This is a genomic window from Xanthomonas sp. NCPPB 1754, assembly GCF_041475725.2.
In the GTDB taxonomy this organism is placed as follows: domain Bacteria; phylum Pseudomonadota; class Gammaproteobacteria; order Xanthomonadales; family Xanthomonadaceae; genus Xanthomonas; species Xanthomonas euvesicatoria.
In genome coordinates this window covers 4,587,982-4,611,729 of sequence record NZ_CM192982.1, presented here as the reverse complement: position 1 = coordinate 4,611,729, position 23,748 = coordinate 4,587,982, and the positions used below count along the sequence as shown (strand labels likewise).

Here is a 23,748-nt window from a genome sequence, read left to right as displayed (position 1 = left end):
TACATCGGCTAGCAGAACCTGGCCAGTGAGCATTGTGCGGGTGCGCAGAGTAGAGAGCCGCAGACCACCGTGGACGACGGATACGCGCCCACTCCGAGTGGCTGGCGTTCTACGTTTGTATGGCATTGGTGCAGCGTTGTGTCGGCTGATGACCTGTTGGACCCATCAACAACGCCTCGACGGTCGAGCGTGCGCTGTCCTCGTCGCGCGCGGGACACGCCATGAACCCATTCATGTGGTTCAACGGCGGCAGCTATGCCGCCAACGGTCCCGCAAGCGGCGCAGGCACAACGCCAGTCAGTTCGCGGGCTGTTTATCGAAGAATGAGCACGTCGCGTCGCACGGTTTGCTTGTCCCCGCATTGGAAGTGATCAGCAGCTCTGCGGCGAATGCCCAGGCAACATCGTCTCGATCGGACCTATGCACCCATCCACCTCAACGGCAATTCGCATCGCCGTCGGCTGCCGGTGCCTTCATCCGGTAGATGTCCAACTGCCCTGCGCGCGGCGCACGGGCGCTGCCGGTCACCAGCAATTCGCCCGGCTTGGCGGTATCCACGACCGCGCCAAAAGTGCGCTCCTGCGGCCCGTTGAACGACAGTGGCAGCGGCAAGCCCTGGGCAAAACGACCGTCCTTGCAGATGGCCAGCAGCAACTGGCTGGGGCCATTGGTCTTCCCCCGGGCCCAGACCAACGCGCGCCCGTCGCCGAGCCAGGCTGCGTCCAGCTCGTCGGCTGCGCTATTGATGTCGACCGGGGCCACCGGCGTGGTGAACGCCTGCCCATCCCAGCGCGCGACGAACAGATCCATGCCGCCAGCACCGCCATGACCGTCGCTGGCGAACAACAGGCGTGTGCCGTCCAGCGACAGCGTCGGTGCGCGCTCGTTGCCGGCGCTGTTGATCGCCGCGCCCAGCGATTGCACCGGGCCCACGGCGCCTTGCGTATCCACCGGTGCACGGTACAGGTCGCTGCCGCCGGCGCCGCCGGGCCGGGTGGAGGCGAACAGCAGCCAGTGGCCGTCGGCACTGAACAATGGGGTGGTCTCGTCCTGCGCGGTATTGATCGGCAGCGGCTGCGCGTCCTGCCAACGCCCGCCGCGCAGCTGCGCCTGCCACAGATCCCAGCCGCCGGTGCCACCGGCCCGGTCGCTGGCCCAAACGATGCGCTGCCCGTCCGGGCTGAGCGTGGCGCGCGCCTCGTTGGCCGGCGTGGAGACCACACCCATGCCCTCGATACCGAATTCAGCAAGCCCCGAAGCAGACGGGACGCAGAGTAAACTTGCCGCCAGCGTAAGCAGCGTCCATCGATAGTGCATGCGGTGTTCCTGCCTCAAGAGCGGCTCCAAGTCGCGCACAGTCTAGTCAACCAGAGAGCGTTTCATGCCCGTATCCCGTTATGCCGTGTTCGGTCACCCCGTCGCCCATTCGCTGTCGCCGGCCATCCACACCGAGTTCGGGAAGCAGACCGGCATTGCGCTGGAGTACACCGCCATCGACGCGCCGCTAGAGGATTTCAGCGCCGCGTTGCAACGCTTCGCCGATGAGGGCGGCAAGGACGCCAACGTCACCCTGCCGTTGAAGGAAGCCGCCTATGCGCTGGCCAGCAGCCTGAGCGATCGCGCCCGGTTGGCCGGGGCGGTGAACACGTTGGTGCGCAACGACGGCCAGTGGCAGGGCGACAACACCGACGGCGCCGGCCTGGTGCGCGATCTCACCGAACGCCAGGGCCTGGATCTGCGTGGCCGCCGCGTGCTGCTGCTGGGCGCCGGTGGCGCTGCACGCGGTGTGGCGCCGGCGCTGCTGGAGGCGGGCATCACCGCAATGGTGGTGGTGAACCGCTCGCCCGAGCGCGCCGATGCCTTGTGCGATGCGCTGGGCGAGCCTGCGCGGGTGACGTCGCGTTACATCGAAGACCTGCGCGAGCTGGGCGACTTCGAACTGATCGTCAATGCCACTGCGGCCGGTCGCGACCGCGATGCCGGTGCGTTTGCATTGCCACTGGGTCTGGTCAACAGCCTGACGGCCGCGGTCGATCTGAATTACGGCGACACCGCCATTGCGTTTCTGGCCTGGGCGCGCGCGGCGCAATGCCGGTACGCCATCGATGGACTGGGCATGCTGGTGGAACAGGCTGCCGAGAGCTTCGCGCTGTGGCATGGCGTGCGCCCGGACACCGACCCGGTCTATGCCGCGCTGCGCGCGCGCGAGGCCGTGCTGGTCAGTGCCGACTGACGTGGGCAGCGCCGATGCCACCGCGATCCTGCTGACCCTGGTCACCAGCCTGCTGTCGCGCGTGCCGATGCTGATTGCGGTGCTGCTCGGGCTGGCTCTGTTGTGGCGCGTACCGCATAGCCCGCTGCGGCGCGCGGGGCTGGCCGCGCTCTGGCTGCTGCTGGGCTGCCTGTTCGCCGAGGTCGCCGTCCAGGCGATTCCGATGGTGTTGCTGCAGCAAGGCAACGTGCGCCAGATCAGCATGGTGGTCGGCATCGCCCACTTCGTGCTGATGGCCATGCAGGCCGTCGGCATCGGCGTACTGGTGTGGACGCTGGCGGCCAGCCTGCAGCGTTTGCCGGCTGGCACTGGTCCGCGCCCGTGATCCCGCTCAAAGCCATCTTGCTGGTGGTCGTTGGACTGGTCTGTGCCGGGCAGGGCGTGTGGACGCTGCTGCATCCGCAGGCGCTGGCGGCGGTCAATCGCGGCGGCCTGTTGTACGAACATTTCGGGCCCAATGGCGTCGGCGCCGGCATGCTGTTGATGGGCGTGGCCATGGCGGCCATCGGCCTGGTGTGGGCGCGCCATGCGTGGCCGGCACGCCGGCAGCGGAACTGAGCGCGCATCGATCCTGCCGACGCGTTAAAGACAACGGCGTTTCGTGCATCGGCATTCACTGCGCCGCCTTCCGGGGCGCGCCGGCGGCGAGCGCCTGCAGGCGGCCGGTGCTTGGCCACGATCGGAGAATCGAACCATGCCCTCGGCGGCGCAGCTGTCTGTCGCACCGGCGTGGGAATGGCCGGGTGGCCGCCGCAAGCAGGCAACCTGTTCAGCCGTGCGGCGCGCCGGTCGCAGTCACTGCGCCGGTCCGTGCGAAAATAGCGCGATGAGTGAAGTTGCCCCACCGGCCGCGCCGTCGGCGCCCGTTTCCACCCAGCGCAGCCTGACCGACCCGATCAAGGCCAGCATCCGCGACGCTTACGCCAAGCTGCAGGCCAATACGCCGGGCTTTGCCACGCGGCGCGCACAGAGCCAGATGATCGGCCTGGTCTCCCGTGCCCTGGCCACCTCCGGCGGCATCGGCATCGCCGAGGCGCCCACCGGCGTGGGCAAGAGCCTGGGCTATCTCACCGCCGGCGTGCCGATCGCACTGGCGACCAAGAAAAAACTGGTCATCAGCACCGGCACCGTGGCGCTGCAATCGCAGCTGGTGGAACGCGACATCCCGGCCTTCCTCAAGGCCACCGGACTGGAAGCGACCGTGGCGCTGGCCAAGGGCCGTACCCGCTATCTGTGCACCCGCAATGCCGCCGAACTGGAAGGCGACACCAGTCAGAACGCCATGTTCGAAGACGAGCAGGCGCTGTACGACCGCCCGCTCAGCCCCGTCGATGCGGATCTGGCCAAACGGTTGGCCAAGGCCTACGCCGCCCGCACCTGGAATGGCGATCTGGACGATGCGCCGGAACAGATCTCCGTGCCGCTGCGCATGCGCATCACCACGCCGGCCTCCGGCTGTGCGGGGCGCCGCTGCAGCTACGCGGCGCAATGTCCGGTACTCAAGGCGCGCACCGATGTACGCGAGGCGCAGATCGTGGTCACCAACCACGCCTTGCTGCTGTCGTCGCTGTCGCTGGGCGATGCCGAAAACGGCCAGCCGCTGATCGCCCCGCCAGCGGACATGCTGCTGGTACTCGACGAAGGCCACCACATCGCCGGCGTGGCGATCGACCAGGGCGCGGCGAACCTGCCGCTGGATGAGATGGCCAGGCGCACCGGGCGCCTGCAGCTCCTCATCGCGGCCGCTTATCGCGCAGTGGACAAGGACAAGCTGGGCAACTTGCTGCCCAACGAAGCCATCGAGGTGGCTGCGCGCGTGTCCAAACTGCTCAAGGCCTTCCACGCCGAGGTCGAACGCGTGTGGAAGCCCGAGCCCGGCGAGCGCGATCCGCTGTGGCGCGCGGCCAATGGCAAGTTGCCGCCGCAGTGGGGCCCGGCCATCGAAGAGCTTGGCGAAGAAACCCGCGCACTGTTCAACTGGGTGCATGCCGCACACAGCGCCATTGCCAAGGGAAAACAGGACGATTCCGCGCGCGAACGTCTGCAGCGCAGTCTCGGCCTGGCGCTGGAGATGGCCGAGCAGCAACACAATCTGTGGAGTGGCTGGCGCCGCGAAGACAAGGAAGGTCAGCCGCCGATGGCGCGCTGGATCACCCTCTCGCGCGATGGCGACCTGATCTGCCATTGCTCGCCGGTGTCGGCCGCGCAGGTGCTGCGCACGATGATCTGGAACGAGGTAGATTCGGTGGTGATGACCTCGGCCACGCTGACCGGTGGCGGCGATTTCCAATCCTTCGCCATCGACAATGGCTTGCCCGATCACGCCGAAATGGCATCGCTGGCCTCGCCGTTCGACCTGCCCAACCAGGCCGAATTGATCGTCCCCAATTTTCCGGTCACTCCCGACGACCGCGAAGGCCATCCCAAGGAAGTGGCCAAGTATCTGGTGCGCGAACTGGATTGGAACGCCAAGGGCAGCATCGTGTTGTTCACTTCGCGCTGGAAGATGGAAAAGGTGGCCGACCTGATGCCGTTGGCGCAACGCAATCGCGTGCTGGTGCAGGGCGAAGGCAACAAGTCGCAACTGATCACCGAACATTTGCGCCGCATCGGCGCCGGCGAAGGCTCGGTATTGTTCGGCCTCAATTCCTTCGGCGAAGGCCTGGATCTGCCCGGTGAAGCCTGCACCACCGTGGTCATCACCCAAGTGCCGTTCGCCGTGCCCACCGATCCGCAAACCTCCACCTTGAGCGAATGGCTGGAAAGCCGCGGGCACAACGCCTTCAACCTGATCGCCATCCCGCATGCGTTGCGCACGCTCACCCAATTCGCCGGCCGCCTGATCCGCAGCTCCAGCGACCACGGCCGCGTGATCATCCTCGACTCGCGCCTGCTCACCCGTCGCTACGGTAAACGCATCATCGATGCCTTGCCGCCGTTCAAGCGGGTGATCGGGCGTTGAAGATCGCCTGGCGATGCCAGTGCCATCATCATCGCAATGTGCAATCTCGCGTGCGACGGTGATGGCGCAGCCGATACGGATGTAGCGCGCCGGTTCGGATGTTGCGCGATGCAAGCCAGCGCCGCGCTGTGCAGCTACACAGGGAGCATGGCCAGTCGTACCGCATCGGCATACGCGCAATGGTGTAGCTGCAGCGTTGGAGGATCTCGTGCCGCGGCTCTGCATAATCGGCGCTGCAGACGTGGCCCAGTCCTGCATCGCGCGATGCGCAATGGGCCACTCGCGTCATCCACACTGCGCATGATCCTGCAGCGCAACATTGGCTGCGCGCGATTGAAACTCAGGTCTCGCAAAAAAACGCAATGACGCACGTAGCGCTTGATAATGCGGTTATTTGCTATGTACCGCTCGCGAGTTTGGCGATGCATATCACGCAACGCAGTCATCATCATCTTCCCCTATCGAAGCGATCATAACTAACGACTTCTCACGCTCCGGCCTGCTAGCGATGATTCAGCCTCCTCAAACGAGCTGACGCCATGCGCCCTGGACACCTCATGGTGCTAGCCCTGCTAGCCCCGACGTTGATCGCTCCGCCGGTCTTCGCCCAATCCGTTCTGACCCGCGACAATGGGGCCAAGGTCGGCGATAACCAGAATTCGCAGACAGCCGGTGCCACCGGCCCGACGCTGCTGCAGGACGTGCAGCTGATCCAGAAGCTGCAGCGTTTCGATCGCGAACGCATTCCCGAGCGCGTGGTGCATGCGCGCGGCACCGGCGTCAAAGGCGAGTTCACCGCCACTGCCGATCTCTCCAGCCTGACCAAGGCCAAGGTCTTCAGCGCCGGCGAAAAAACTCCGGTGTTCGTGCGCTTTTCTTCCGTGGTTCATGGCAACCATTCGCCGGAGACGCTGCGCGACCCGCATGGTTTCGCTACCAAGTTCTATACCAGCGAAGGCAATTGGGATCTGGTCGGCAACAACTTCCCCACCTTCTTCATTCGCGATGCGATCAAGTTCCCCGACATGGTGCACGCGTTCAAGCCGGACCCGCGCACCAATCTGGATGACGATTCGCGTCGCTTCGATTTCTTCTCGCACGTGCCAGAAGCCACGCGCACGCTGACCCTGCTGTACTCCAACGAGGGCACGCCGGCCGGCTATCGCTTCATGGACGGCAATGGCGTACACGCCTACAAGCTGGTCAACGCGCAGGGTGAAGTGCACTACGTCAAGTTCCATTGGAAGACGCTGCAGGGCATCAAGAACCTCGATCCCAAGCAGGTCGCCGCGGTGCAGGCCAAGGACTACAGCCACCTGACCAACGATCTGGTCGCTGCGATCAAGAAGGGTGATTACCCGAAATGGGATTTGTACGTGCAGGTGCTCAAGCCGGAAGACCTGGCCAAGTTCGATTTCGACCCGCTTGACGCCACCAAGATCTGGCCGGACGTGCCGGAGCAGAAGGTCGGCCAGATGGTGTTGAACAAGAACGTCGATAATTTCTTCCAGGAAACCGAGCAGGTGGCCATGGCGCCGGCCAATCTGGTGCCGGGTATCGAACCTTCGGAAGACCGCCTGTTGCAGGGCCGTATCTTTTCCTACGCCGACACCCAGCTGTATCGCATCGGTGCCAATGGGCTGAGCCTGCCGGTCAATCGCCCGCGTGTAGCGGTCAACAACGGCAATCAGGATGGGCAAGGCAACATCGGCCAGACCACCAGTGTGGTGAACTACGAGCCGAGCCGCCTGGAGCCGCGTCCGCAGGACACCGCTGCGCGCTACAGCGAGCTGCCGCTGTCGGGCACCACCCAGCAGGCCAAGATCACCCGCGAGCAGAACTTCAAGCAGGCCGGCGAGTTGTATCGCTCCTACAGCAAGAAGGACCGTGCCGATCTGGTGCAGAGCTTCGGTGAGTCGCTGGCCACCACCGACCCCGAAAGCAAGCACCTGATGCTGTCGTTCCTGTACAAGGCCGACCCCGAGTACGGTACCGGCGTCACCCGCGTGGCCAAGGGCGATTTGGCGCGGGTCAAGCAGTTGGCCTCCAGCCTGCAGGACTGATCCGCCCGACGACATCGCGGCCTGCGCCGCGGTGTCGTCTTTACTTCGGGAGATCCCTATGCGCACCCTGTTGTTTCTGATGCTTGGCAGCGTGTCTGCGATTGCCAACGCTGCGTCGCCTGCATCTGCATCTGCATCTGCTGCCAGCGCAACGGCCACTGCCACTGCCACGCCTGAGCAGATCAAGCTGCAACTGCGCGAGTATTTCTTCGACGCCGCGCGTGAGGGCCGCCAGGAGATGCTGGCCGAATTCATCCGTTCGCATTACGACCTCAATACCCGTGACGAGAAGGGCTATACGGCCCTGATCCTGGCCGCATACCACGGCCAGCGGCCGGCGGTGGAGCAATTGCTGAGCGCCGGCGCCGATCCCTGTGCGCAGGACAAGCGCGGCAACACCGCACTGATGGGCGCCATCTTCAAGGGCGAGCTGGGCATCGCCAAGCGCCTGATGCAGGCCGATTGCGCGCCGGACCAGCGCAACAACGCCGGCCAGACCGCTGCGATGTATGCCGCGTTGTTCCAGCGCACCGACGTGCTCAAGGACCTCGCCGCCAAGGGCGCGGATCTCAGCCTCAAGGACGGGCAGGGCAACGATGTGACCAAGCTACAACGCGGCGAATTTGCCACCGTGCCGGCGCGCTGAGCGCGCCAGTCTTGCCTGCCAGGCGCGCCCCTGACAGCGTGCCGCATCGGCCGCGATGCGTCCGTGGTTGCGCTTCACTCACTAGAAGCAACGGGCGGCTGCTCGTGGCCAACGGCCGTGCAGCAGGTTGTAGTCACACGCGCTCTTGTCGCAACGCCCCGGCTCTCGCGAAGACGCCACGCTTGTGGGTGCACGCTGCGCCCCCCGGTCGCTGCATATCCTCCAGCTCTTGCTGCACCTGCCATGTCGACGGCGTCGATCGGGATCGCCGCATCCATTGCAGCACTCAGAACCGCTGTCTGGTACCCCCAAACTGCGCCTTGCAGCGCCGTCGGTTTTCCGCCACGGCCGCGCTGGATCTCTGACAGTGGCGGTGAAATCTTCGCCATTGCGTCAGGATTTTTCTGACGCGCAAACCCTTGTGCGCCAAGGCTTTGACAGAAAACTGAGTACTTGCTGACTTGCTTTAAATCGCCTGGAAAAAATCGCAGAAAACAGTTCAAGAAAGCGCCGGGAACGCCGATGCTGCAGCTATCGCATCGCACCTTGGAACCCCCGGACCATGAAGCTCGATCCCTCCATTCCCTTCCTGATGTCGCTGCTGGCCATGGTGCTGTGCACTGCCGCTGCCGTGGTTGCGCTGGTGTTCGGCCAGGTGCATGTGCTGGCCAAGTCGTGGAGCTTCTACACGGTCATGGGCACTGCCCTGATCACGCTGGTTGCCTCCTACCATGCACTGGGCAAGCCGCTGAGCGCCGAAGAGCGTGTCGGTGTCCGTAACCCGTAAGTTCCGGGTTCGTCCGGGCGCAGCGGTCACCGCGGCACCGGACCTGGAAAGCTCCGCTCGTCACTGACGATGCAAGGCGTTCGCCGCAGAGGCGAACGCAGACAGGCACCGCGCATCCTGCAGCGCTGCCTCCGTTACCGCCCGCACTTGGCGAGCGAGGGAAACTAAAACAGCGTCAACGCGATCTTCGGCGCTGTTGCCGTTTCCGACAGTAAAACGCACCCGTGGTGCTGGCCGCCCAAGCGCGTCACCAGCGCCACTCGCAATCGCGCGTCATGCTCGTCGCCGGCCAGCTGATAGGGGGCGATCCCGTGGCGCAACGAGTAGGCGATCCTGCAGCTAAGTCCCAAAGCAGCCGCTCCAGCCGCCCACTCCGCACCGCCGCAGATTCATCGACGCCCGTGTAAGCTGTTGATCCTGCTTCGCATTCTAATGGCTGCTCGCTGCGGCCACTTCGTCGATGACCGCTTCCGCCGATCGCTACGCCGCCTCCCTGCGCCTGTCCGTCGCTCCGATGATGGATTGGACCGACCGCCATTGCCGGGTCTTCCACCGCCTGTTGGCGCCGTCCGCGCGCCTGTACACCGAGATGGTGCACGCCAACGCGGTGATCCACGGCGATCGCGCCCGCTTGATCGGCTTCGATGCGGTGGAACATCCGCTGGCGCTGCAGCTGGGCGGCAGCGATCCCGCCTTGCTCGCGCAGGCGGCGGCGATTGCGCAGGAGTGGGGCTTTGATGAGATCAATCTCAACTGCGGTTGCCCCTCCGACCGTGTGCAGGCCGGGCGTTTCGGCGCCTGCCTGATGCGCGAGCCGGCGCTGGTGGCCGAGTGCGTCGCGGCCATGTGCGCGGCCACCCACGTGCCGATCACCGTCAAGTGCCGCCTGGGCGTGGACGACGATGACGACTACACGCTGTTTGCCCGCTTTGTCGACCAGGTGGTCGCAGCCGGCGCGGCCATGGTGGTGGTGCATGCCCGGAACGCCTGGCTCAAGGGCTTGTCGCCGAAGGAAAACCGCGAAGTGCCGCCGCTGCGGTACGACTGGGCTTACCGGCTCAAGCAGGAGCGGCCCGGTCTGCCGGTCGTGCTCAACGGTGGCATCGTGGCCGTGGACACGGCCATGGCGCATCTGCAGCACGCCGACGGCGTCATGCTCGGCCGCGCCGCCTACCATGACCCGTACGTCCTGCATTGTCTGGATGCAGCCTTGAACCAGCGGCCCGAGCAATCGCGCGAGTCCTTGCTGCGCGCCTATCAGCCGTACGTGGAATCCCAACTGGCACAGGGTCTGGCCTTGAAGCACATGACCCGGCACGTCCTCGGTCTGTTTCATGGTCAGCCTGGAGGCAGGGCGTTCCGGCAGGTCCTGAGCGAGGGCGCCCATCGCCCGGGCGCCGGTTGGGAACTGGTCGAGCAGGCCCTGGAGCGCACCGACACCCGGTCCTGGCGCGTGGTTGCCTGACGTTGGCCCACCGCTTGCATTCCTGAACGGGCTGCCTGGATCTCCGAGCGTTTCGGTGGCTGCCGCAGCAGGCGCGTCCGTAATACCGCGTGCTCGCCGTGTCGGCCACTCTGATCGGCATTCATTTCACTGAATGCCGTTAACGTGAAGCTAAAAAGTTCAGATCGGATTCACCCCGAAAAATCAAGAATTTGGCTCGATTCCGACGCTCGACCCTCAGGTATGCGTGGTCGATTTCACGAATTTTGAATGTTTCTGAACAACCCGCTAGGATTTGTTTGTGACCCAAATGCACTGCCGCGCTCGCCAAGTCGCTCTGGTTGCCCTCTGGGTTGCCATGGCCGCGCCGTCGGCCTGGGGCCAGGGCTATCCGATGGTGCAGAGCGGACGCGAGGCGATGCCGCCCTCGGCACGCGGCAATAGCCGCACGCTGTCGGACACCATTCGGCATGTGCAGCGGTCTACCGGTGGACAGATCCTGGGTGCCGAGCGTGTGCCGTTCGATGGCGGCAATCTCAATCGGGTCAAGTACATGAAAGATGGGCGCGTGCACACCGTGTATGAGCCGGAGCAGACGCAGGCTGCGCCTGCGCGTAACTTGCCGCCGCCCGACGCGCCACCACGCGACGATAACCACTGAACGTAGATAGTTCTGCGTTCAGTCTTATAAATTCCCCGGCCGCTGGCCGACAACGTAACTAGGGAGAGTGCATGCGTATCCTTTTGGTCGAAGACGAAGCTCCGCTGCGCGAAACCCTTGCGGCGCGTCTGAAGCGCGAAGGCTTTGCGGTCGACGCTGCACAGGACGGCGAAGAAGGTCTCTACATGGGCCGCGAAGTGCCATTCGACGTCGGCATCATCGATCTTGGCTTGCCCAAGATGTCAGGGATGGAGCTGATCAAGGCCCTGCGCGATGAAGGCAAGAAGTTTCCGGTGCTGATCCTGACCGCGCGCTCGAGCTGGCAGGACAAGGTCGAAGGCCTCAAGCAGGGTGCCGACGATTATCTGGTCAAGCCGTTCCATGTCGAAGAGTTGCTGGCGCGCGTCAACGCGCTGCTGCGGCGTGCTGCTGGCTGGAGCAAGCCCACGCTGGAATGTGGCCCGGTCGCGCTGGACCTGGCGGCACAGACGGTAAGCGTCAACGGCGCCAACGTCGATCTGACCAGCTACGAGTACAAGGTGCTCGAGTACCTGATGATGCATGCCGGCGAACTGGTCTCCAAGGCCGATCTCACCGAGCACATCTACCAGCAGGACTTCGACCGCGATTCGAACGTGCTGGAAGTATTCATCGGTCGCCTGCGCAAGAAGCTCGACCCCGATGGCGAACTCAAGCCGATCGAGACCGTGCGTGGCCGCGGTTATCGCTTCGCCATTCCGCGTACCGAAGGCTGAGTCAGCGCGTCAGCGAGCAGGAAGACCAAGTGCCGGGCCGCTCCAAGTGGTATAGACGCTGGCGGCCGCGCTCATTGCAGGCCCGCCAGCTGCTGGCCGCCAGCCTCAGCCTGGTGGCGTTCCTGGCACTGGCGGGTTACGCGCTGGACGTGGCGTTTGCCGACACCGCTGAGAAGAACCTGCGTGAGCGGCTCAAGAACTACGCCTCCGCGTATGCGGCCAATATCGATTTCGTACGCGACGGGTCGCTGTACATCGGCGGGCAACCGCCCGATCCGCGCTTCGATGTGCCTGGCGGCGGGCTCTACGTTGAAGTTGTACGCCCGGACGAAAGCTGGACCTCGATGTCGGCCGAAGGCCCGAACATTCCGCATGGCCGCATGCTGGAGCCGCGCCAGGAAGAATTCATCGGCCCGCTGGAAATGACCCAGATCGACGGCAGCCTGGGCCAGCTGTATCGCTACGGGCTGGGCGTGAGCTATGTCGAACGCGAGCACGGCGGCGAGATTCCGTACACCATCTACGTGATGGAGGACGCGCGCTCGATGGGTGCGCAGCTGCGCGTGTTCCGTGGTGCAGTGTGGTTCTACCTTGGCAGCGCCGGTGTGGTGTTGCTGGTACTGCAAGCCTTCATTCTGCAATGGAGCCTGCGTCCGCTGCGGCGGGTCATCAACGAGTTGACCAAGGTGCAGCGCGGCGAGATCCAGCGCATGAGCGAGCAGCATCCACGCGAACTGGAGCCGCTGACCGACAGCATCAATGCCTTCATCGAAAGTGAGCGCGACAACCTGGAGCGTCAGCGCAACACGCTGGCCGATCTTGCGCATAGCCTCAAGACGCCCATTGCCGTCTTGCGCACACAACTCGATAGCGGTGCGTCCGAGCGCGACCTGCACGAAGAGATGGATGTGCAGCTGCGCCGCATGAACGATTTGGTGTCGTACCAGCTGGCGCGTGCGGCTTCCAGCGGGCACAAATTGTTCGCGGCACCATTGCCCATCGAACCGACCGCCGAAGAAATCGTGCGTGGCCTCGAGAAGGTGTATTCGGTCAAAGGCGTGTTGTGCGAATTCGATATTTCGCCCGAAGCACGCTTTCACGGCGAGCCGGGCGATTTGCAGGAACTGCTTGGAAATTTGCTGGAAAACGGCTTCAAGTGGGCGCGCAGCCGGGTGCTGCTGACCGCAAAACCGGGACCCACCACCGGTAGCCGTCGTGCCGGGCTGATTCTGTCGGTGGAAGACGATGGCCCCGGCATCGCGCCGGAAGACGTGGCCAAGATTCTGCAGCGCGGTGTGCGTGGCGACGAGCGTGTGCAAGGGCATGGCATCGGCATGTCGATCGTGCAGGACCTGATCAAGGGCTATCGCGGCGAGCTGCAGGTGGTGCGCTCGCAGGAACTGGGCGGTGCCCGCTTCGATGTGACCCTGCCGCCTGGATTGTGACCGCCGCAGGGCCGATGAACCCGTGGCCAATGTGCGCTGGCGTTCCGACAACCGTTTAACGCCTCACGCGTTGGCTTACCCATACTGGGCGGGCAAGCCGTTGCGATGGAGGGGCTGCATGTTCGAGCAAGTTGGCCAGGCCGTAGGCGTGGATGCGCGCGTCGCGCACGTGCGGCGCACGCGAGGATGGCGTGTGCTGCCGCTGTTGATCGGCAGCCTGTACGCGCTCACCTGCACGGCTGCCGAAACGCCGCTGACACCATCGCAGATGCGCTGGCTGCAGCGGGCCACCTATGGGGTTGATGCCAGCAGCGCGACGCAGCTGACACGGCTGGGCCCCAAGCGCTTTGGTGCGTTCTTGTTGCAGCCCAGCGACGACGCTGCGTTGCCCGCGGCGGTAGGCGCGCAGCTGCAGCGCTTCGACGCATTGCATACCCCGCTGGTGGCATTGCTGACCCAGTACGAAGCCGACAAGGTCCGCCTGCAATCCATGCCCGATGGCGATGAGAAGGTTGCCTTGCGCAAGGAATGGCAGGCGCGCGGTGGTCAGATGCTGGTGCAGGCGCGGCAGGCGCAACTGTTGCGCGCGGTGTACGCGCCGGATCAACTGCGCGAGCAACTGGTGTGGTTCTGGCTCAATCATTTCAGCGTGTATGCCGACAAGGCCCGGGTGAAGTGGATGGCGGCCGACTACATGGAAAATGCGATCCGCCCCAATGCCACCGGCAAGTTCGCCGACCTGGTGATGGCCACGCTGGAAAGCCCGGCGATGCTGGAATACCTGGACAACGCCAAGAACGCCAAGGGCAAGGTCAACGAAAACTACGCACGCGAGTTGATGGAACTGCATACGCTGGGCGTGCACGGCGGCTACGGCCAGCAGGATGTGCAGCAACTGGCGCTGATCCTCACCGGCGCGGGCCTGGTGCCGATCAAGGCCAATGGCGCGCCGCCGTTGCCGCCTGCAGCGCCAGGGCAGGCGCAGGTCGTGCGCAAGGGTCTGTTCGAATTCAATCCGGCGCGTCACCAACCCGGCGACAAGATACTGCTTGGCCAGCGCATTGCCAGCGGTGGGCTGGATGAGATCGAACACGCCGTGCAGGTGTTGGTGCGCCAGCCGGCCTGTGCGCATTTCATTTCGCAGCGTCTGGCCGAGTACTTCGTCAGCGACGCCCCGCCTGCGGCGCTGGTGACGCGCATGGCCAATACCTTCCAGCACAGCGATGGCGATATCGCCAAGGTCATGCAGACCATGCTGGCGTCGCCGGAGTTTGCGCAGGCGCAACCGCGCAAGTTCAAGGACCCGAACCGGTTCGTGGTGTCGGCGATGCGGGTGGCGTACGAGGGTCAACCGGTGATCAATGCCGCGCCAATGGCCAGTTGGGTGCAGCAGCTGGGTGAGCCGTTGTTTGGTCGCATCACGCCCGATGGTTGGTCGCTGCAGTCGCAGGCCTGGACCAGTTCCGGGCAGCTGGCACGCAGGTTCGAGGTGGCGCGTTCGATCGGCGGCGCACCGAAGCAGTTGTTTCGTCTGGAGGGCGACGACCAGACGCCGATTCCTGCGCCGGTGCAGATCGATACGCGCCCGTCGTACCGCTGGTTGGCGCCATCGCTGTCGGCCGCCACACGGCAGGCGCTGGAGCAGGCGCGCTCGCCTGCCGAATGGAATGGGTTCTTGCTGTCGTCGCCAGACTTCAATTATCGCTAAGGCCATGGCGCCGAGTCGGATCTGGCGATTCAAGGCCCACGCGTCACGTTCGCAGATGCAACAACAACCGATCCAGCGATCCAACGAATGCCAGGCGCTCAATGCCGCGGGAGTACACCATGCAACGACGTCAATTTCTGCTTGCCTCTGCCGCCGCTGCAAGCATGCCGTGGGCCGGCCGTCTGTTCGCTGCGCCACGCGATAGCGCGCGCATGCTGGTGGTGTTTTTGCGTGGCGGCTACGACAGCAATAATCTGCTGGTACCGCATGGCAGCGATTTTTATTACCAGTCGCGGCCGAGCCTGGCGATTGCGCGGCCAGATGCCGCCAATCCAAACAGTGCCCTGGCGCTGGATGCGCAGTGGGGTCTCAACCCGGTGGTAGGCCAGACGCTGCTGCCACTGTGGGAACGCAAGCAAGTGGCCTTCGTGCCGTTTGCCGGCACCGACGATCTATCGCGCAGCCACTTCGAAACCCAGGACGATATCGAATCCGGCCAGGCCGGCAAGCACCGCGATTACCGCTCCGGGTTCATGGCGCGCCTGTCTGGCGTGCTCAGTGGCGTGCCGGCCATCGCGTTCACCGATTCGTTGCCGCTGACGTTCCAGGGCGGTGGCGATTTACCCAACGTGTCGTTGCGGAGTATCGGCAAAGGCGGGCTGGATGCACGGCAGGCGCAGATCCTGTCGCAGATGTACGACAGCACGCCGCTGGCCGCCGCTGCGCGCGATGGTCTGGCATTGCGTCAGCAGGTCACCGCGCAGTTGCGCGAAGAGATGGAGCAAGCCGGCCGTGGCGCCGCCAGTGCACGCACGTTTGCCGATGAAACCCGGCGCATGGCGACCCTGATGCGCGAGCGCTATCGCCTGGGGTTCGTCGACGTCGGTGGCTGGGACACGCATGCCAACCAGGGCAGTGTGGAAGGTGGCCTGGCCAACAACCTGCGCAATCTCGGCGAAGGGCTGGCTGCCTATGCCGATGCGTTGGGCCCGGCCTGGAACGATACCGTGGTGGTGGTCATCTCCGAATTCGGCCGCACCTTCCGCGAGAATGGCAGCAAGGGCACCGATCATGGCCATGGCACAACGTACTGGGTGCTGGGCGGTGGCGTGCGCGGCGGCCGCATCGCTGGCGAGCAGGTGGCGGTCGAACAGGCGCAGCTGCTGCAAAACCGCGATTACCCGGTGCTCAACAACTACCGCAGCCTGTTCGGCGGAATGCTCGGCCGTCTGTGGGGGCTGTCGCCAGCGCAGTTGGAGCGGGTGTTCCCAGGTGCCAAGCCACGCGATCTTGGATTGGTGTGAGTGTGCATGGCGAGCGATCGCACCGTGCGTGGTATCGACAGCCGGCTTGTGTCGATCCCGCGGCGTCTGCTTCGGGCGACGGCTGCAGGTTGCTCCTGCCAAGTGCGATACCGCACGCCGCTCCGCGACGCGGCGCATCAACGTTGCATTGAATCTGCAAACGGTGAGCGCCCGTAAAACCGTTCCAGGTGCAAGGCGACCTGCGGCATCGTGCGCAAAAGCACGCGCGGTGCGGAGAAATGATATTCGCTGACCACTGCGAAGAATTCCTCCGGGGCTTCGGCGGCATACGGATCGATCTCGGTGTCCTGACCCGCATCGACGCGTTGGCAAAACAGATCGTAGGCATGCTGGAAATCGCGCGCCCAGGCGCGTTGCGCATCGCGCGGCAGGGGCGGTGTGCCGTCGAGCGCGCCATCCAGTGCATCGAGCTTGTGCGCCATCTCATGCACGAGCACGTTGAAGCCTGCCTGCGGGTCGTCCAGGTCGGCTTGCACATCGGCCCAGCTGACGATCAACGGACCTTGCTCCCAGGCTTCGCCGATCAGGGTGTCGTCCCAGGCATGCATCACCCCGGCCGCATCCATGTGGGTGCGCTGCACGCGAAACGCATCCGGGTACACGATCAGCTGCGACCAGCCGCGCCAACCGGCGGCGCCGATTTCCAGCAGCGGCAGGCAGCAGGTCGCGGCCAGCACGAGTTGATCGTTCGGTTGCAGCTGCAGCCCGTCGACAGGCGAAATGGTCTTCTGCTGCAGGAACTGCGCGGTCAATGCGCGCAGGCGTTGCTGGCGGAGTGGATCGAGCGCGGCGACCCAGGCGCAACTGCCGCACAGCCGCTGCCACAGCGCATCAGCAATGTCTGGAGGCGGCCGGCGCAGCCAGCGCATCAACCACTGGATCAGCGGAACATACCCGGCAGGAAACTGTGCCAGCGCGGCATCGTGCGCATGCGCGGGAATAACGAATCGCCATCGCTGCCACCGCCGCCGCCGGTGGACGGCGTGGCCTTGTGCGGGCTGTTGCGTGCCGGTGCGGCTTCGGGCGCCGGTGTCCTGCCGCGCGCGGCCGAGTTGGTGCTGATGCAGCTGTCATGATCGCCGTCGATCAGCTGGTCCGATGCCAGGGCGGCAAGCGGAGCCAACAACAGGAGCAGGCAAACCGTGATTCGGCGCATCGTCCACATCCAGGGCAAGCGGCGTGAGTCGCCGATCATAACGCGCTTTTCACTCCCTCACGCAAGCCGCGCTGGGCGCCCGGGAGGGCTTGGCGCATACTTTGGCGGATGGATTCGGGGACTTTGCGCGCAATGCACTGTGAGATGAAAGGCGCCGGCGGCCGGCAGTGCGGCGCCGGCGCTGCGGGAGATTGGTCGGGCGCGCGCGCCGGTCAGCCGCAGGGCGCATGCCCGGTGCGGTCGGTCACCGAGCCCACCGCACGCCTGGTCTGGGCTGTCGATGCTGCATCACACGCGTTGCCTCGGCGGCGCGCCGGCCGCGTCGCGCAGGCATTTCTTCCGGGTGCTGCAGCCCGCGCCGTTGCCACCTCACGCCGCATCGCCCGCCGCAGCCGTGGATGACCGTGCGTTGCTGGCCAAACTCGCCGGTGGCCGGTTGTCCGGCGATGCGTTGGCGCGCGATGCCGGGCTGACCCGCGCGGCGGTGTGGAAGCGCATCCAGAATCTGCGTGCGGCCGGCGTCGACATCGAAGGGCGGGCCGGTGACGGCTATCGCCTGGCCACGCCCTTGGATCTGCTGGACGCGGCGCGTATTCGCGCCGGCATGGCCCCCGGTGCGGCAGCTGGGCTGGCGGCGCTGGATGTGGCCTGGACGCTGGAATCCACCAACACCAGCCTGCTGGCGCAGCCGGCGCCCAAACAGGGCGTGGCGGTGCTGCTTGCCGAGCGTCAGACCGGCGGACGCGGCCGGCGCGGGCGTCAATGGACCTCGCCGCTGGGCGCGCACATTTATCTGTCGGCGTCGCGCCGTTTCAATGGCGGGCTGGGCCAACTCGCAGGCCTGAGCTTGGCCGTGGGGGTCGCAGTGGCCGAAGCCTTGCGTGGTTGCGGGTTTGCCGATGTCGGGCTGAAGTGGCCCAACGATCTGCTGGCGCGGCAGCGCAAGCTGGGCGGCCTGTTGATCGAAGGCGGCGGCGAGATGGCCGGCAACGCGCGTGCAGTGATCGGGCTGGGCTTGAACGTGCACATGCCGGCGACCGCAGCGGCCAGCATCGACCAGCCCTGGATCGACCTGGATACCCTGGCCGGCGGCCCGGTGTCGCGCGACCAGGTGACGGCAGCGGTGCTGTCCGGGTTGCTGCCGGCACTGGACCTGTTCGAGGCGCAGGGGCTGGCGCCGTTCCTGGGGCGTTATGCAGACCTGGATGTCTTGCACGGGCGTACGGTGCAAGTCGAGGAAGCCGGCACCCACCATCGTGGCGTCGCGCTCGGCCTGGCGGCCGACGGCGCGTTGCGGGTGCAACTGGGCGAGACAGTGCGCCTGTTCCACTCCGGAGAAGTGAGCGTGAGACCTGCATGAGCGAGTGGTTGTTCGACCTGGGAAATTCGCGCTTCAAGTACGCGCCACTGCACGGCAACCGTGCCGGCCAGGTGCAGGCGTGGGCGCATGGCGCCGAGGCGATGGACGCGGCGGCGCTGGCGGCGCTGCCGTCCGGGCGTATTGCGTATGTTGCCAGCGTGGCCGCGCCGGCATTGACGCAACGCATGATCGCCTGCCTGCAGGAGCGCTTTACGCAGGTGCGCATCGTGCGGACCACCGCCGAATGCGCCGGCGTCCGGATTGCTTATGCCGACCCGAGCCGCTTCGGCGTGGACCGCTTTCTGGCGTTGCTGGGTGCGCGGGGCGATGCGCCGGTGCTGGTGGCCGGCGTGGGCACCGCACTGACCATCGACGTGCTCGGCGCCGATGGCCTGCATCACGGCGGCCGCATCGCCGCCTCGCCGACCACCATGCGCGAAGCGCTGCATGCGCGCGCGGTGCAACTGCCGGCCAGCGGCGGCGATTACGTCGAGCTGGCCGTCGACACCGATGATGCCCTGACCTCCGGCTGCGATGGCGCGGCGGTGGCGCTGATCGAGCGCAGCCTGCAGCACGCCCAACGCAACCTGGGCGTTCCGGTGCGGCTGCTGGTGCATGGCGGTGGCGCGCCGCCGTTGCTGCCGCTGCTGCCCGATGCCTCGTTCCGCGCGGCCCTGGTGCTGGACGGTCTGGCGACGTGGGCGACCGCTGCGGCGTCCCCGTAGAATCGGCGCATGTATGTCCGCGCGCTCATCGTCGTCTTGATCGTCCTCAATGCCGGGGTGGCGTTGTGGTGGGCCTTGCAGCCGCCACCGGCACCACCGCCGGCGCCGCTGCAGCCGACCGGTGTGGCGCGGCTGGAACTACTGCCGACGGTGACCGGTGCTGGCGGGCCTGGGCTGCCGGCTGCAGCGCGCACGGGGTCGGGGTCTGCGGCAGAGAGTGCGTCGACAGCACCGGCGCCATCGCCATCGACAGCATCCGGGCCTGCATCGGTACCCACGCCGACCACGCCGGCAGTTGCCGGTCCCGCCGCGCCAACGTCTGCAGCGCCGACATCGGCCACCACTGCCGCAGCGCAAGCGCCGCGCGGTGCAGCTGAGACGTCGGCAGCGGCGAATGCCGCGGCGAAACCGGCCAAAGGCGTCGCCGCGACGGCGGCACAACCATCGCCCGCTCCATCCCCGCCTGCCGCGGAGCGCTGCGCCAGCCTGGGACCTTTTGCGGCACGCGCCGATGCCGAGGCCGCGCTGGCGCGCGTGCGTGGGCAGGCCAGCCGCGCCAGCGTGCGCGAGGACAAGGACGCCGGCATCAGCACGTTTCGGGTGATGTTGCCCAACGTGGGCGATCGCGCGGCCGCGCAGGCCCTGGTCAAGCGCATTGCCGCGGCCGGGATAGGCGACTACTACGTGATCGCGCAGGGCGAGGACAACACCGTGGCGCTGGGCCAGTACCAGAGCCGCGAGCGCGCCGAGCGGCGCCAGGCCAGCCTGGTCGGCGCAGGATTCCCGGCGCAATTGGTGCCCAGCGGCAACGGGCAATCGCGGTGGTGGATCGATGTCCGCACCAGTGCGGCCACCAACGCCCTGCAAGGGGCTGCCGGTGCCGCCCGTCAGCGTTCGCTAGATTGCGCCGCGCTGCGCTAGAATGCGCACCGGCGCGCAACGCGCCTGCCTTCGCCGGCATAGCTCAGTTGGTAGAGCAACCGCCTTGTAAGCGGTAGGTCCCCAGTTCGAATCCGGGTGTCGGCACCATCTTCGATCCACGCAGACGTGGCAATCACAGTTGACGTTGCTGCGGTTCGGGCACGCGACGCGGTGTGGAATCTTTGCATCAACTGGTTACCAGGCACGATGGCGCGTTGCCTGCCGCCATCTGTCCCAACGTACGTTAGCGTGCCTAGCGTTTTGTAAGCCGGAGGGTGCGTCGCGCTCCGGTTTTTGAGCGTGCTATCCACGCTCACTTTGAAGGCTGCTCGCCCCGTTCGGTCGCCGCTTCAAGTGGCGTGCACCATGGCACGCGCATCGCGCGATGTTGATCGCGCCATGCGAGGTGCAGCACTCAGGCCGGGCGGCCGGCCGAGAGCAGTTCCAGCGCGGCCTTGCCGGTGTCTGTGTGTGCATCGCCGCTCAGTCGGTCGGCCAATGCGGCCACGATGAGGCCGTGGGCCTGGCGCAGCACGCTGTCGGCATCGGCGCTGGCGTCCACCACGTGTTTGCCGGGCAAGTCCAGCGCGGCAAAAATCGTGCGGCAGCGTTCCAGGTTGTCCTGGGTTTCGAAGTGGTTGGGCGCATCGCCACGGGCGCGGATCCGGGCCAGGCCGGTGGGTGGGGGCAGGTCGAGCAGCAGCAGTACGTCCGGGCGCGGCGCGAAGGCGTTGCGCTCCAGGAGTTCGTCCAGCGGCAGACCGGCCGCGCCCTGGTAGGCCACCATCGAGGGAAAGTAGCGGTCCAGGATGACGATGTCGCCGCGTGCCAGCGCGGGCGCGATCAAGGTGTCCACGTGTTCGTGGCGGTCGCGGATGAGCAGCTCGGCTTCTTCCTCTGCACTCAGGCGGCCGGTGGCGGCGGACTGGCGCAACTGGGTGCCCCATGGGCCGTTGGTGGGCTCCTTGCTCAGCACGACACGCGCGCCGGCCGCGTCCAGGGTGGCGGCCAGGCGGCGGGCGAGCGTGGTCTTGCCGGCGCCGTCGATGCCTTCGATGGCGATCAGCAAGCCGCCGGGCTTCAGTTCGATTGTCATCGCGCTACTTTAGCTGATCGTGGCGATGAACCTAACCGGCAGCAGGGCGATGAAGAGCGTGCAGTCTGCGCGACACGCGCCTGGCAAAACTCAGCCGCAGGAGCACATGGCATACGCGACGATGCAGCGACAGCGTTGCGGTGACGCGCCCGGCGGCGCGCGACGGGAGGAAACAGAATGAGTTGACGTGCGCTGTGGCGGATATTGCCAAAGACTTATCGCCGGTATGTCCTGCGCGATGTCGGAAATGTCCCGATATCCTGGCTTCTGGCTGCGGGCCATACTGAACAAGTCAGACACACTGCACACGCGTCTCGCGACTGAGTCGTGTTTTTGGCTTCAAGGAAGACGGACGCGTCGCCGCCACCCTAGAGGCGGCATCCCCCGCGTGACGCCCGCTCAGGCACCGTCGTGACCAGATTCCTTGTCTTGCTGGCCGTACCCGGCGCCGGCGCCAGGCGCGCTTTCGATCAGCTGGTCGCCGAGGTGTAGCGATAGGACAGCAGCGACTTCACCAGGAAGGTGATCTGGGTGGCCGAGCGCGCATCCACGCGCATGACCGGTACGCGGAAGCCTTCGGCCACCAAGGCCTCGCGAAAGGGCGGCACCAGGAAATCCTCGACTTCATCGGTCATGGTGATGCCCACCGCCAGGCTGGCCTCGGGTGCGATCTGCGAAAACTCGCGCAACAACTCCAGCGTGGCTGTGAGCATCTGCGGATCGCGTGCGTTGGTCAGCACGATCACACCCAGCGCACCGTCGCACACCAGCGGCCACATGAAATCCAGGTATTTCTGGCCTGGCACACCGTAGACATGCAGCAGCTCGCCGTCTTCCAGCTCGATCGAACTGTAGTCCAGCGCGACGGTGGTGTAGGTCTTGTCGCCGTAGGCGTCCTGGCTGAGCGGCATTTCGGTGCTGACCGGCTCCACATCGGAGATGGAGCGCACTGCGGTGGTCTTGCCGGCGCCCATGCCGCCGACGAACACCAGCTTGTTGGCTGGAAGACTCATGACTGCGCCTGGAAGAGGGAAAGGCCGAACCGACGTGCGACCCAGGAAAAGAACCGCGTGTTGCCGCCATCTGGGCGGCGCTGCGTTGCAGGCACGGGAATCTCCGCAGTCTGGGCAAGGCCGCTGGCAAGTGCAGCGGCGAACAGGCATTCCACCGTTTGCAGCGGCAGCTTGCAAGCATTGGCCAGCGCCTGCGGGCGCCAGGGCCGTGCATGCAGGTGGGCGATGGCCAGCAACTGGGCTGGCGAGCTGGTCTCTGCAGTCAATTCCGGCCACTGGCGCAATTGCAGCGCATGGCCGGGTTCCACTGCCGGCAGCGCCTGGCGCAGATGCTCGGGCAGGGCGAAAAACAGCGCTTCGAAGGAAATGCGTTGGGGCAACGCGGTCGCGGCAAGGTCGGGCACGACGTGCCAGCCCGAGCGGTCCAGCGCGGCGATGACCTGCGCCAGCGCCACGCCAGCGGGCAACTGCACGCAGCCATTGCCCGGGTCCACACGCACCTGCAACTGCGCATGCTGCAGCGTCGCTGCGCCGGCACCGAATTCGCCACGGCAGTGCCGCAGCAGCAATGCCGGCTCCGCGACCGGGGTAGCGTGCGGCGAGGACAACAGCAGGCGCATGTGTTCGTTGAGTTCGCGCACGGTGGCGCCGTGCTTGATCCACGCGCCAGCCACGGGCGTGCGCGACACCACCAGCACCCGCACCGGTTGACCCTGCAATGCCTGCCAGGCGGCCAAGCCATCGGCGCTGTCCAGGCCCAGTACCACCACATCGGCCGCGTGCTGCGGCCATTGGCCCAACTGCACGTCGATGCGGTCGGCGAGCAGCAGCGAGCACGCCAGTTTCAGGCGTGTGGTGTGCAGCAGGTCCAGGCCGGCCGTGGCGACCCGCATGGCGTTGATGGGTGTGGTCATGAGCTGGCGCCGTAGCGGCGCATTGGATTACGAGATGCCTGCCGGTCTGCACCGGCAGGCTGGATCAGGCGATGCGCTGGCACCGCGCTGTCGGCATCAACCGAAATCGAGGGTCTTTTCGAAAGCCTTGAGCTCGTGACGGGCCATGGCCAGGTTGGCCTTGGCACGGTCCAGCACCACGTACAGGAACAGCGTGCTGTTGCTTTCCAGCGGGCGCAGCAGGTGGTACTGGCGTGCAAGCGTGATCAGGATGTCTTCGATGGTGTCGTTCAGGCCGAGCTGTTCGGCGATACGGCGCTTGGCGCGCACCACTTCGGTGTTGCCGGCCGCCGCCAATTCCAGGTTGAGCTCGGCACCGCCGGTCATGCCCAGCGCCATGCCGCTGTCGCTATCGACCAGCGCCGCGCCGACGAAGCCGGCCAGCGAATGCAGGTGTTCCAGATTGAGTTTTGACACGTGTGGTCCTTGGAAACGATGAGGAATGGGTGCCTTGCG

The 23,748-nt window shown here is 65.8% G+C and carries 23 protein-coding genes and 1 tRNA gene; 17 read left to right on the top strand and 7 right to left on the bottom strand.

Features of this window, described 5'->3' with window-relative positions:
- Nucleotides 1-435: 435 nt before the first annotated feature.
- A complete protein-coding gene (locus ACCQ15_RS19905; protein WP_136732941.1) occupies nucleotides 436-1,317 on the bottom strand; it encodes a TolB family protein in 882 nt (293 codons plus the stop codon).
- A gap of 64 nt (nucleotides 1,318-1,381) precedes the next feature.
- On the opposite strand from ACCQ15_RS19905, the gene aroE reads away from it, so the two are divergent.
- From aroE to ACCQ15_RS19840, 13 genes are all read left to right on the top strand, one after another.
- Nucleotides 1,382-2,233, top strand: coding sequence for a shikimate dehydrogenase (gene aroE / locus ACCQ15_RS19900; RefSeq protein WP_372380968.1), 852 nt, complete (start codon nucleotides 1,382-1,384; stop codon nucleotides 2,231-2,233).
- The gene (locus tag ACCQ15_RS19895; RefSeq protein ID WP_031424702.1) at nucleotides 2,223-2,597 is read left to right on the top strand and encodes a hypothetical protein; all 375 of its coding nucleotides are present in this window, start codon (nucleotides 2,223-2,225) and stop codon (nucleotides 2,595-2,597) included. Before aroE ends, ACCQ15_RS19895 begins: the two co-directional genes overlap by 11 nt.
- Entirely contained in the window at nucleotides 2,594-2,830 is a 237-nt protein-coding gene (locus ACCQ15_RS19890; RefSeq protein WP_031424700.1) for a hypothetical protein, read from the top strand. Before ACCQ15_RS19895 ends, ACCQ15_RS19890 begins: the two co-directional genes overlap by 4 nt.
- A gap of 268 nt (nucleotides 2,831-3,098) precedes the next feature.
- Entirely contained in the window at nucleotides 3,099-5,234 is a 2,136-nt protein-coding gene (gene dinG / locus ACCQ15_RS19885) for an ATP-dependent DNA helicase DinG (RefSeq protein WP_057681239.1), read from the top strand.
- Nucleotides 5,235-5,791: 557 nt separating this feature from the next.
- A complete protein-coding gene (katB, locus tag ACCQ15_RS19880) occupies nucleotides 5,792-7,297 on the top strand; it encodes a catalase KatB (protein WP_372380967.1) in 1,506 nt (501 codons plus the stop codon).
- 58 nt (nucleotides 7,298-7,355) lie between these two features.
- Nucleotides 7,356-7,943: an ankyrin repeat domain-containing protein gene (locus tag ACCQ15_RS19875; protein WP_011348925.1), complete on the top strand. Its 588-nt coding sequence runs from the start codon at nucleotides 7,356-7,358 to the stop codon at nucleotides 7,941-7,943.
- Between the two features lie 562 nt (nucleotides 7,944-8,505).
- Nucleotides 8,506-8,730: a hypothetical protein gene (locus tag ACCQ15_RS19870; RefSeq protein ID WP_008576462.1), complete on the top strand. Its 225-nt coding sequence runs from the start codon at nucleotides 8,506-8,508 to the stop codon at nucleotides 8,728-8,730.
- A gap of 460 nt (nucleotides 8,731-9,190) precedes the next feature.
- Nucleotides 9,191-10,195, top strand: a complete 1,005-nt coding sequence (dusA, locus tag ACCQ15_RS19865) for a tRNA dihydrouridine(20/20a) synthase DusA (RefSeq protein WP_008576458.1) — start codon at nucleotides 9,191-9,193, stop codon at nucleotides 10,193-10,195.
- 274 nt (nucleotides 10,196-10,469) lie between these two features.
- Nucleotides 10,470-10,835 carry a hypothetical protein gene (locus tag ACCQ15_RS19860; RefSeq protein WP_029820643.1) on the top strand — a complete coding sequence of 122 codons (366 nt, stop codon included), beginning with the start codon at nucleotides 10,470-10,472 and terminating at the stop codon, nucleotides 10,833-10,835.
- A 71-nt stretch (nucleotides 10,836-10,906) separates the two neighbouring features.
- Nucleotides 10,907-11,590, top strand: coding sequence for a response regulator transcription factor (locus tag ACCQ15_RS19855; RefSeq protein ID WP_002808458.1), 684 nt, complete (start codon nucleotides 10,907-10,909; stop codon nucleotides 11,588-11,590).
- Between the two features lie 74 nt (nucleotides 11,591-11,664).
- Nucleotides 11,665-13,035 (top strand): ATP-binding protein, encoded by a 1,371-nt coding sequence (locus ACCQ15_RS19850; RefSeq protein WP_008576455.1) that lies wholly within the window; start codon nucleotides 11,665-11,667, stop codon nucleotides 13,033-13,035.
- A gap of 118 nt (nucleotides 13,036-13,153) precedes the next feature.
- Complete coding sequence (locus ACCQ15_RS19845) at nucleotides 13,154-14,743, top strand: DUF1800 domain-containing protein (RefSeq protein ID WP_372157501.1); 1,590 nt, start codon at nucleotides 13,154-13,156, stop codon at nucleotides 14,741-14,743.
- A gap of 119 nt (nucleotides 14,744-14,862) precedes the next feature.
- Complete coding sequence (locus ACCQ15_RS19840) at nucleotides 14,863-16,047, top strand: DUF1501 domain-containing protein (protein ID WP_029820642.1); 1,185 nt, start codon at nucleotides 14,863-14,865, stop codon at nucleotides 16,045-16,047.
- Nucleotides 16,048-16,184: 137 nt separating this feature from the next.
- Here ACCQ15_RS19840 and ACCQ15_RS19835 read toward each other — a convergent pair whose 3' ends face one another.
- Together ACCQ15_RS19835 and ACCQ15_RS19830 are read right to left on the bottom strand one after the other, a co-directional pair.
- On the bottom strand, nucleotides 16,185-16,940 hold the full coding sequence (locus ACCQ15_RS19835; RefSeq protein WP_031424684.1) for a M90 family metallopeptidase: 756 nt from the start codon (nucleotides 16,938-16,940) through the stop codon (nucleotides 16,185-16,187).
- Between the two features lie 8 nt (nucleotides 16,941-16,948).
- Nucleotides 16,949-17,263, bottom strand: a complete 315-nt coding sequence (locus ACCQ15_RS19830; RefSeq protein WP_008576447.1) for a hypothetical protein — start codon at nucleotides 17,261-17,263, stop codon at nucleotides 16,949-16,951.
- Between the two features lie 355 nt (nucleotides 17,264-17,618).
- Between ACCQ15_RS19830 and birA the strand changes: the two genes are divergently transcribed.
- From birA to ACCQ15_RS19810, 4 genes are all read left to right on the top strand, one after another.
- Entirely contained in the window at nucleotides 17,619-18,584 is a 966-nt protein-coding gene (gene birA, locus ACCQ15_RS19825) for a bifunctional biotin--[acetyl-CoA-carboxylase] ligase/biotin operon repressor BirA (RefSeq protein WP_506187846.1), read from the top strand.
- Nucleotides 18,581-19,309: a type III pantothenate kinase gene (locus ACCQ15_RS19820; RefSeq protein WP_031424679.1), complete on the top strand. Its 729-nt coding sequence runs from the start codon at nucleotides 18,581-18,583 to the stop codon at nucleotides 19,307-19,309. Before birA ends, ACCQ15_RS19820 begins: the two co-directional genes overlap by 4 nt.
- A gap of 9 nt (nucleotides 19,310-19,318) precedes the next feature.
- Nucleotides 19,319-20,230, top strand: coding sequence for an SPOR domain-containing protein (locus tag ACCQ15_RS19815; RefSeq protein ID WP_074053317.1), 912 nt, complete (start codon nucleotides 19,319-19,321; stop codon nucleotides 20,228-20,230).
- Between the two features lie 32 nt (nucleotides 20,231-20,262).
- Nucleotides 20,263-20,338: transfer RNA gene (locus ACCQ15_RS19810), tRNA-Thr, on the top strand.
- A gap of 307 nt (nucleotides 20,339-20,645) precedes the next feature.
- Here ACCQ15_RS19810 and tmk read toward each other — a convergent pair.
- The 4 genes from tmk to ACCQ15_RS19790 form a co-directional block, all read right to left on the bottom strand.
- On the bottom strand, nucleotides 20,646-21,326 hold the full coding sequence (gene tmk / locus ACCQ15_RS19805) for a dTMP kinase (protein WP_218556011.1): 681 nt from the start codon (nucleotides 21,324-21,326) through the stop codon (nucleotides 20,646-20,648).
- Between the two features lie 470 nt (nucleotides 21,327-21,796).
- Nucleotides 21,797-22,339: a GTP-binding protein gene (locus tag ACCQ15_RS19800; protein ID WP_003486615.1), complete on the bottom strand. Its 543-nt coding sequence runs from the start codon at nucleotides 22,337-22,339 to the stop codon at nucleotides 21,797-21,799.
- Nucleotides 22,336-23,253, bottom strand: a complete 918-nt coding sequence (locus ACCQ15_RS19795; protein WP_008576439.1) for a hypothetical protein — start codon at nucleotides 23,251-23,253, stop codon at nucleotides 22,336-22,338. Before ACCQ15_RS19795 ends, ACCQ15_RS19800 begins: the two co-directional genes overlap by 4 nt.
- Before the next feature lie 96 nt (nucleotides 23,254-23,349).
- Entirely contained in the window at nucleotides 23,350-23,709 is a 360-nt protein-coding gene (locus ACCQ15_RS19790) for a roadblock/LC7 domain-containing protein (protein WP_003486613.1), read from the bottom strand.
- Between the last annotated feature and the right edge of the window lie 39 nt (nucleotides 23,710-23,748).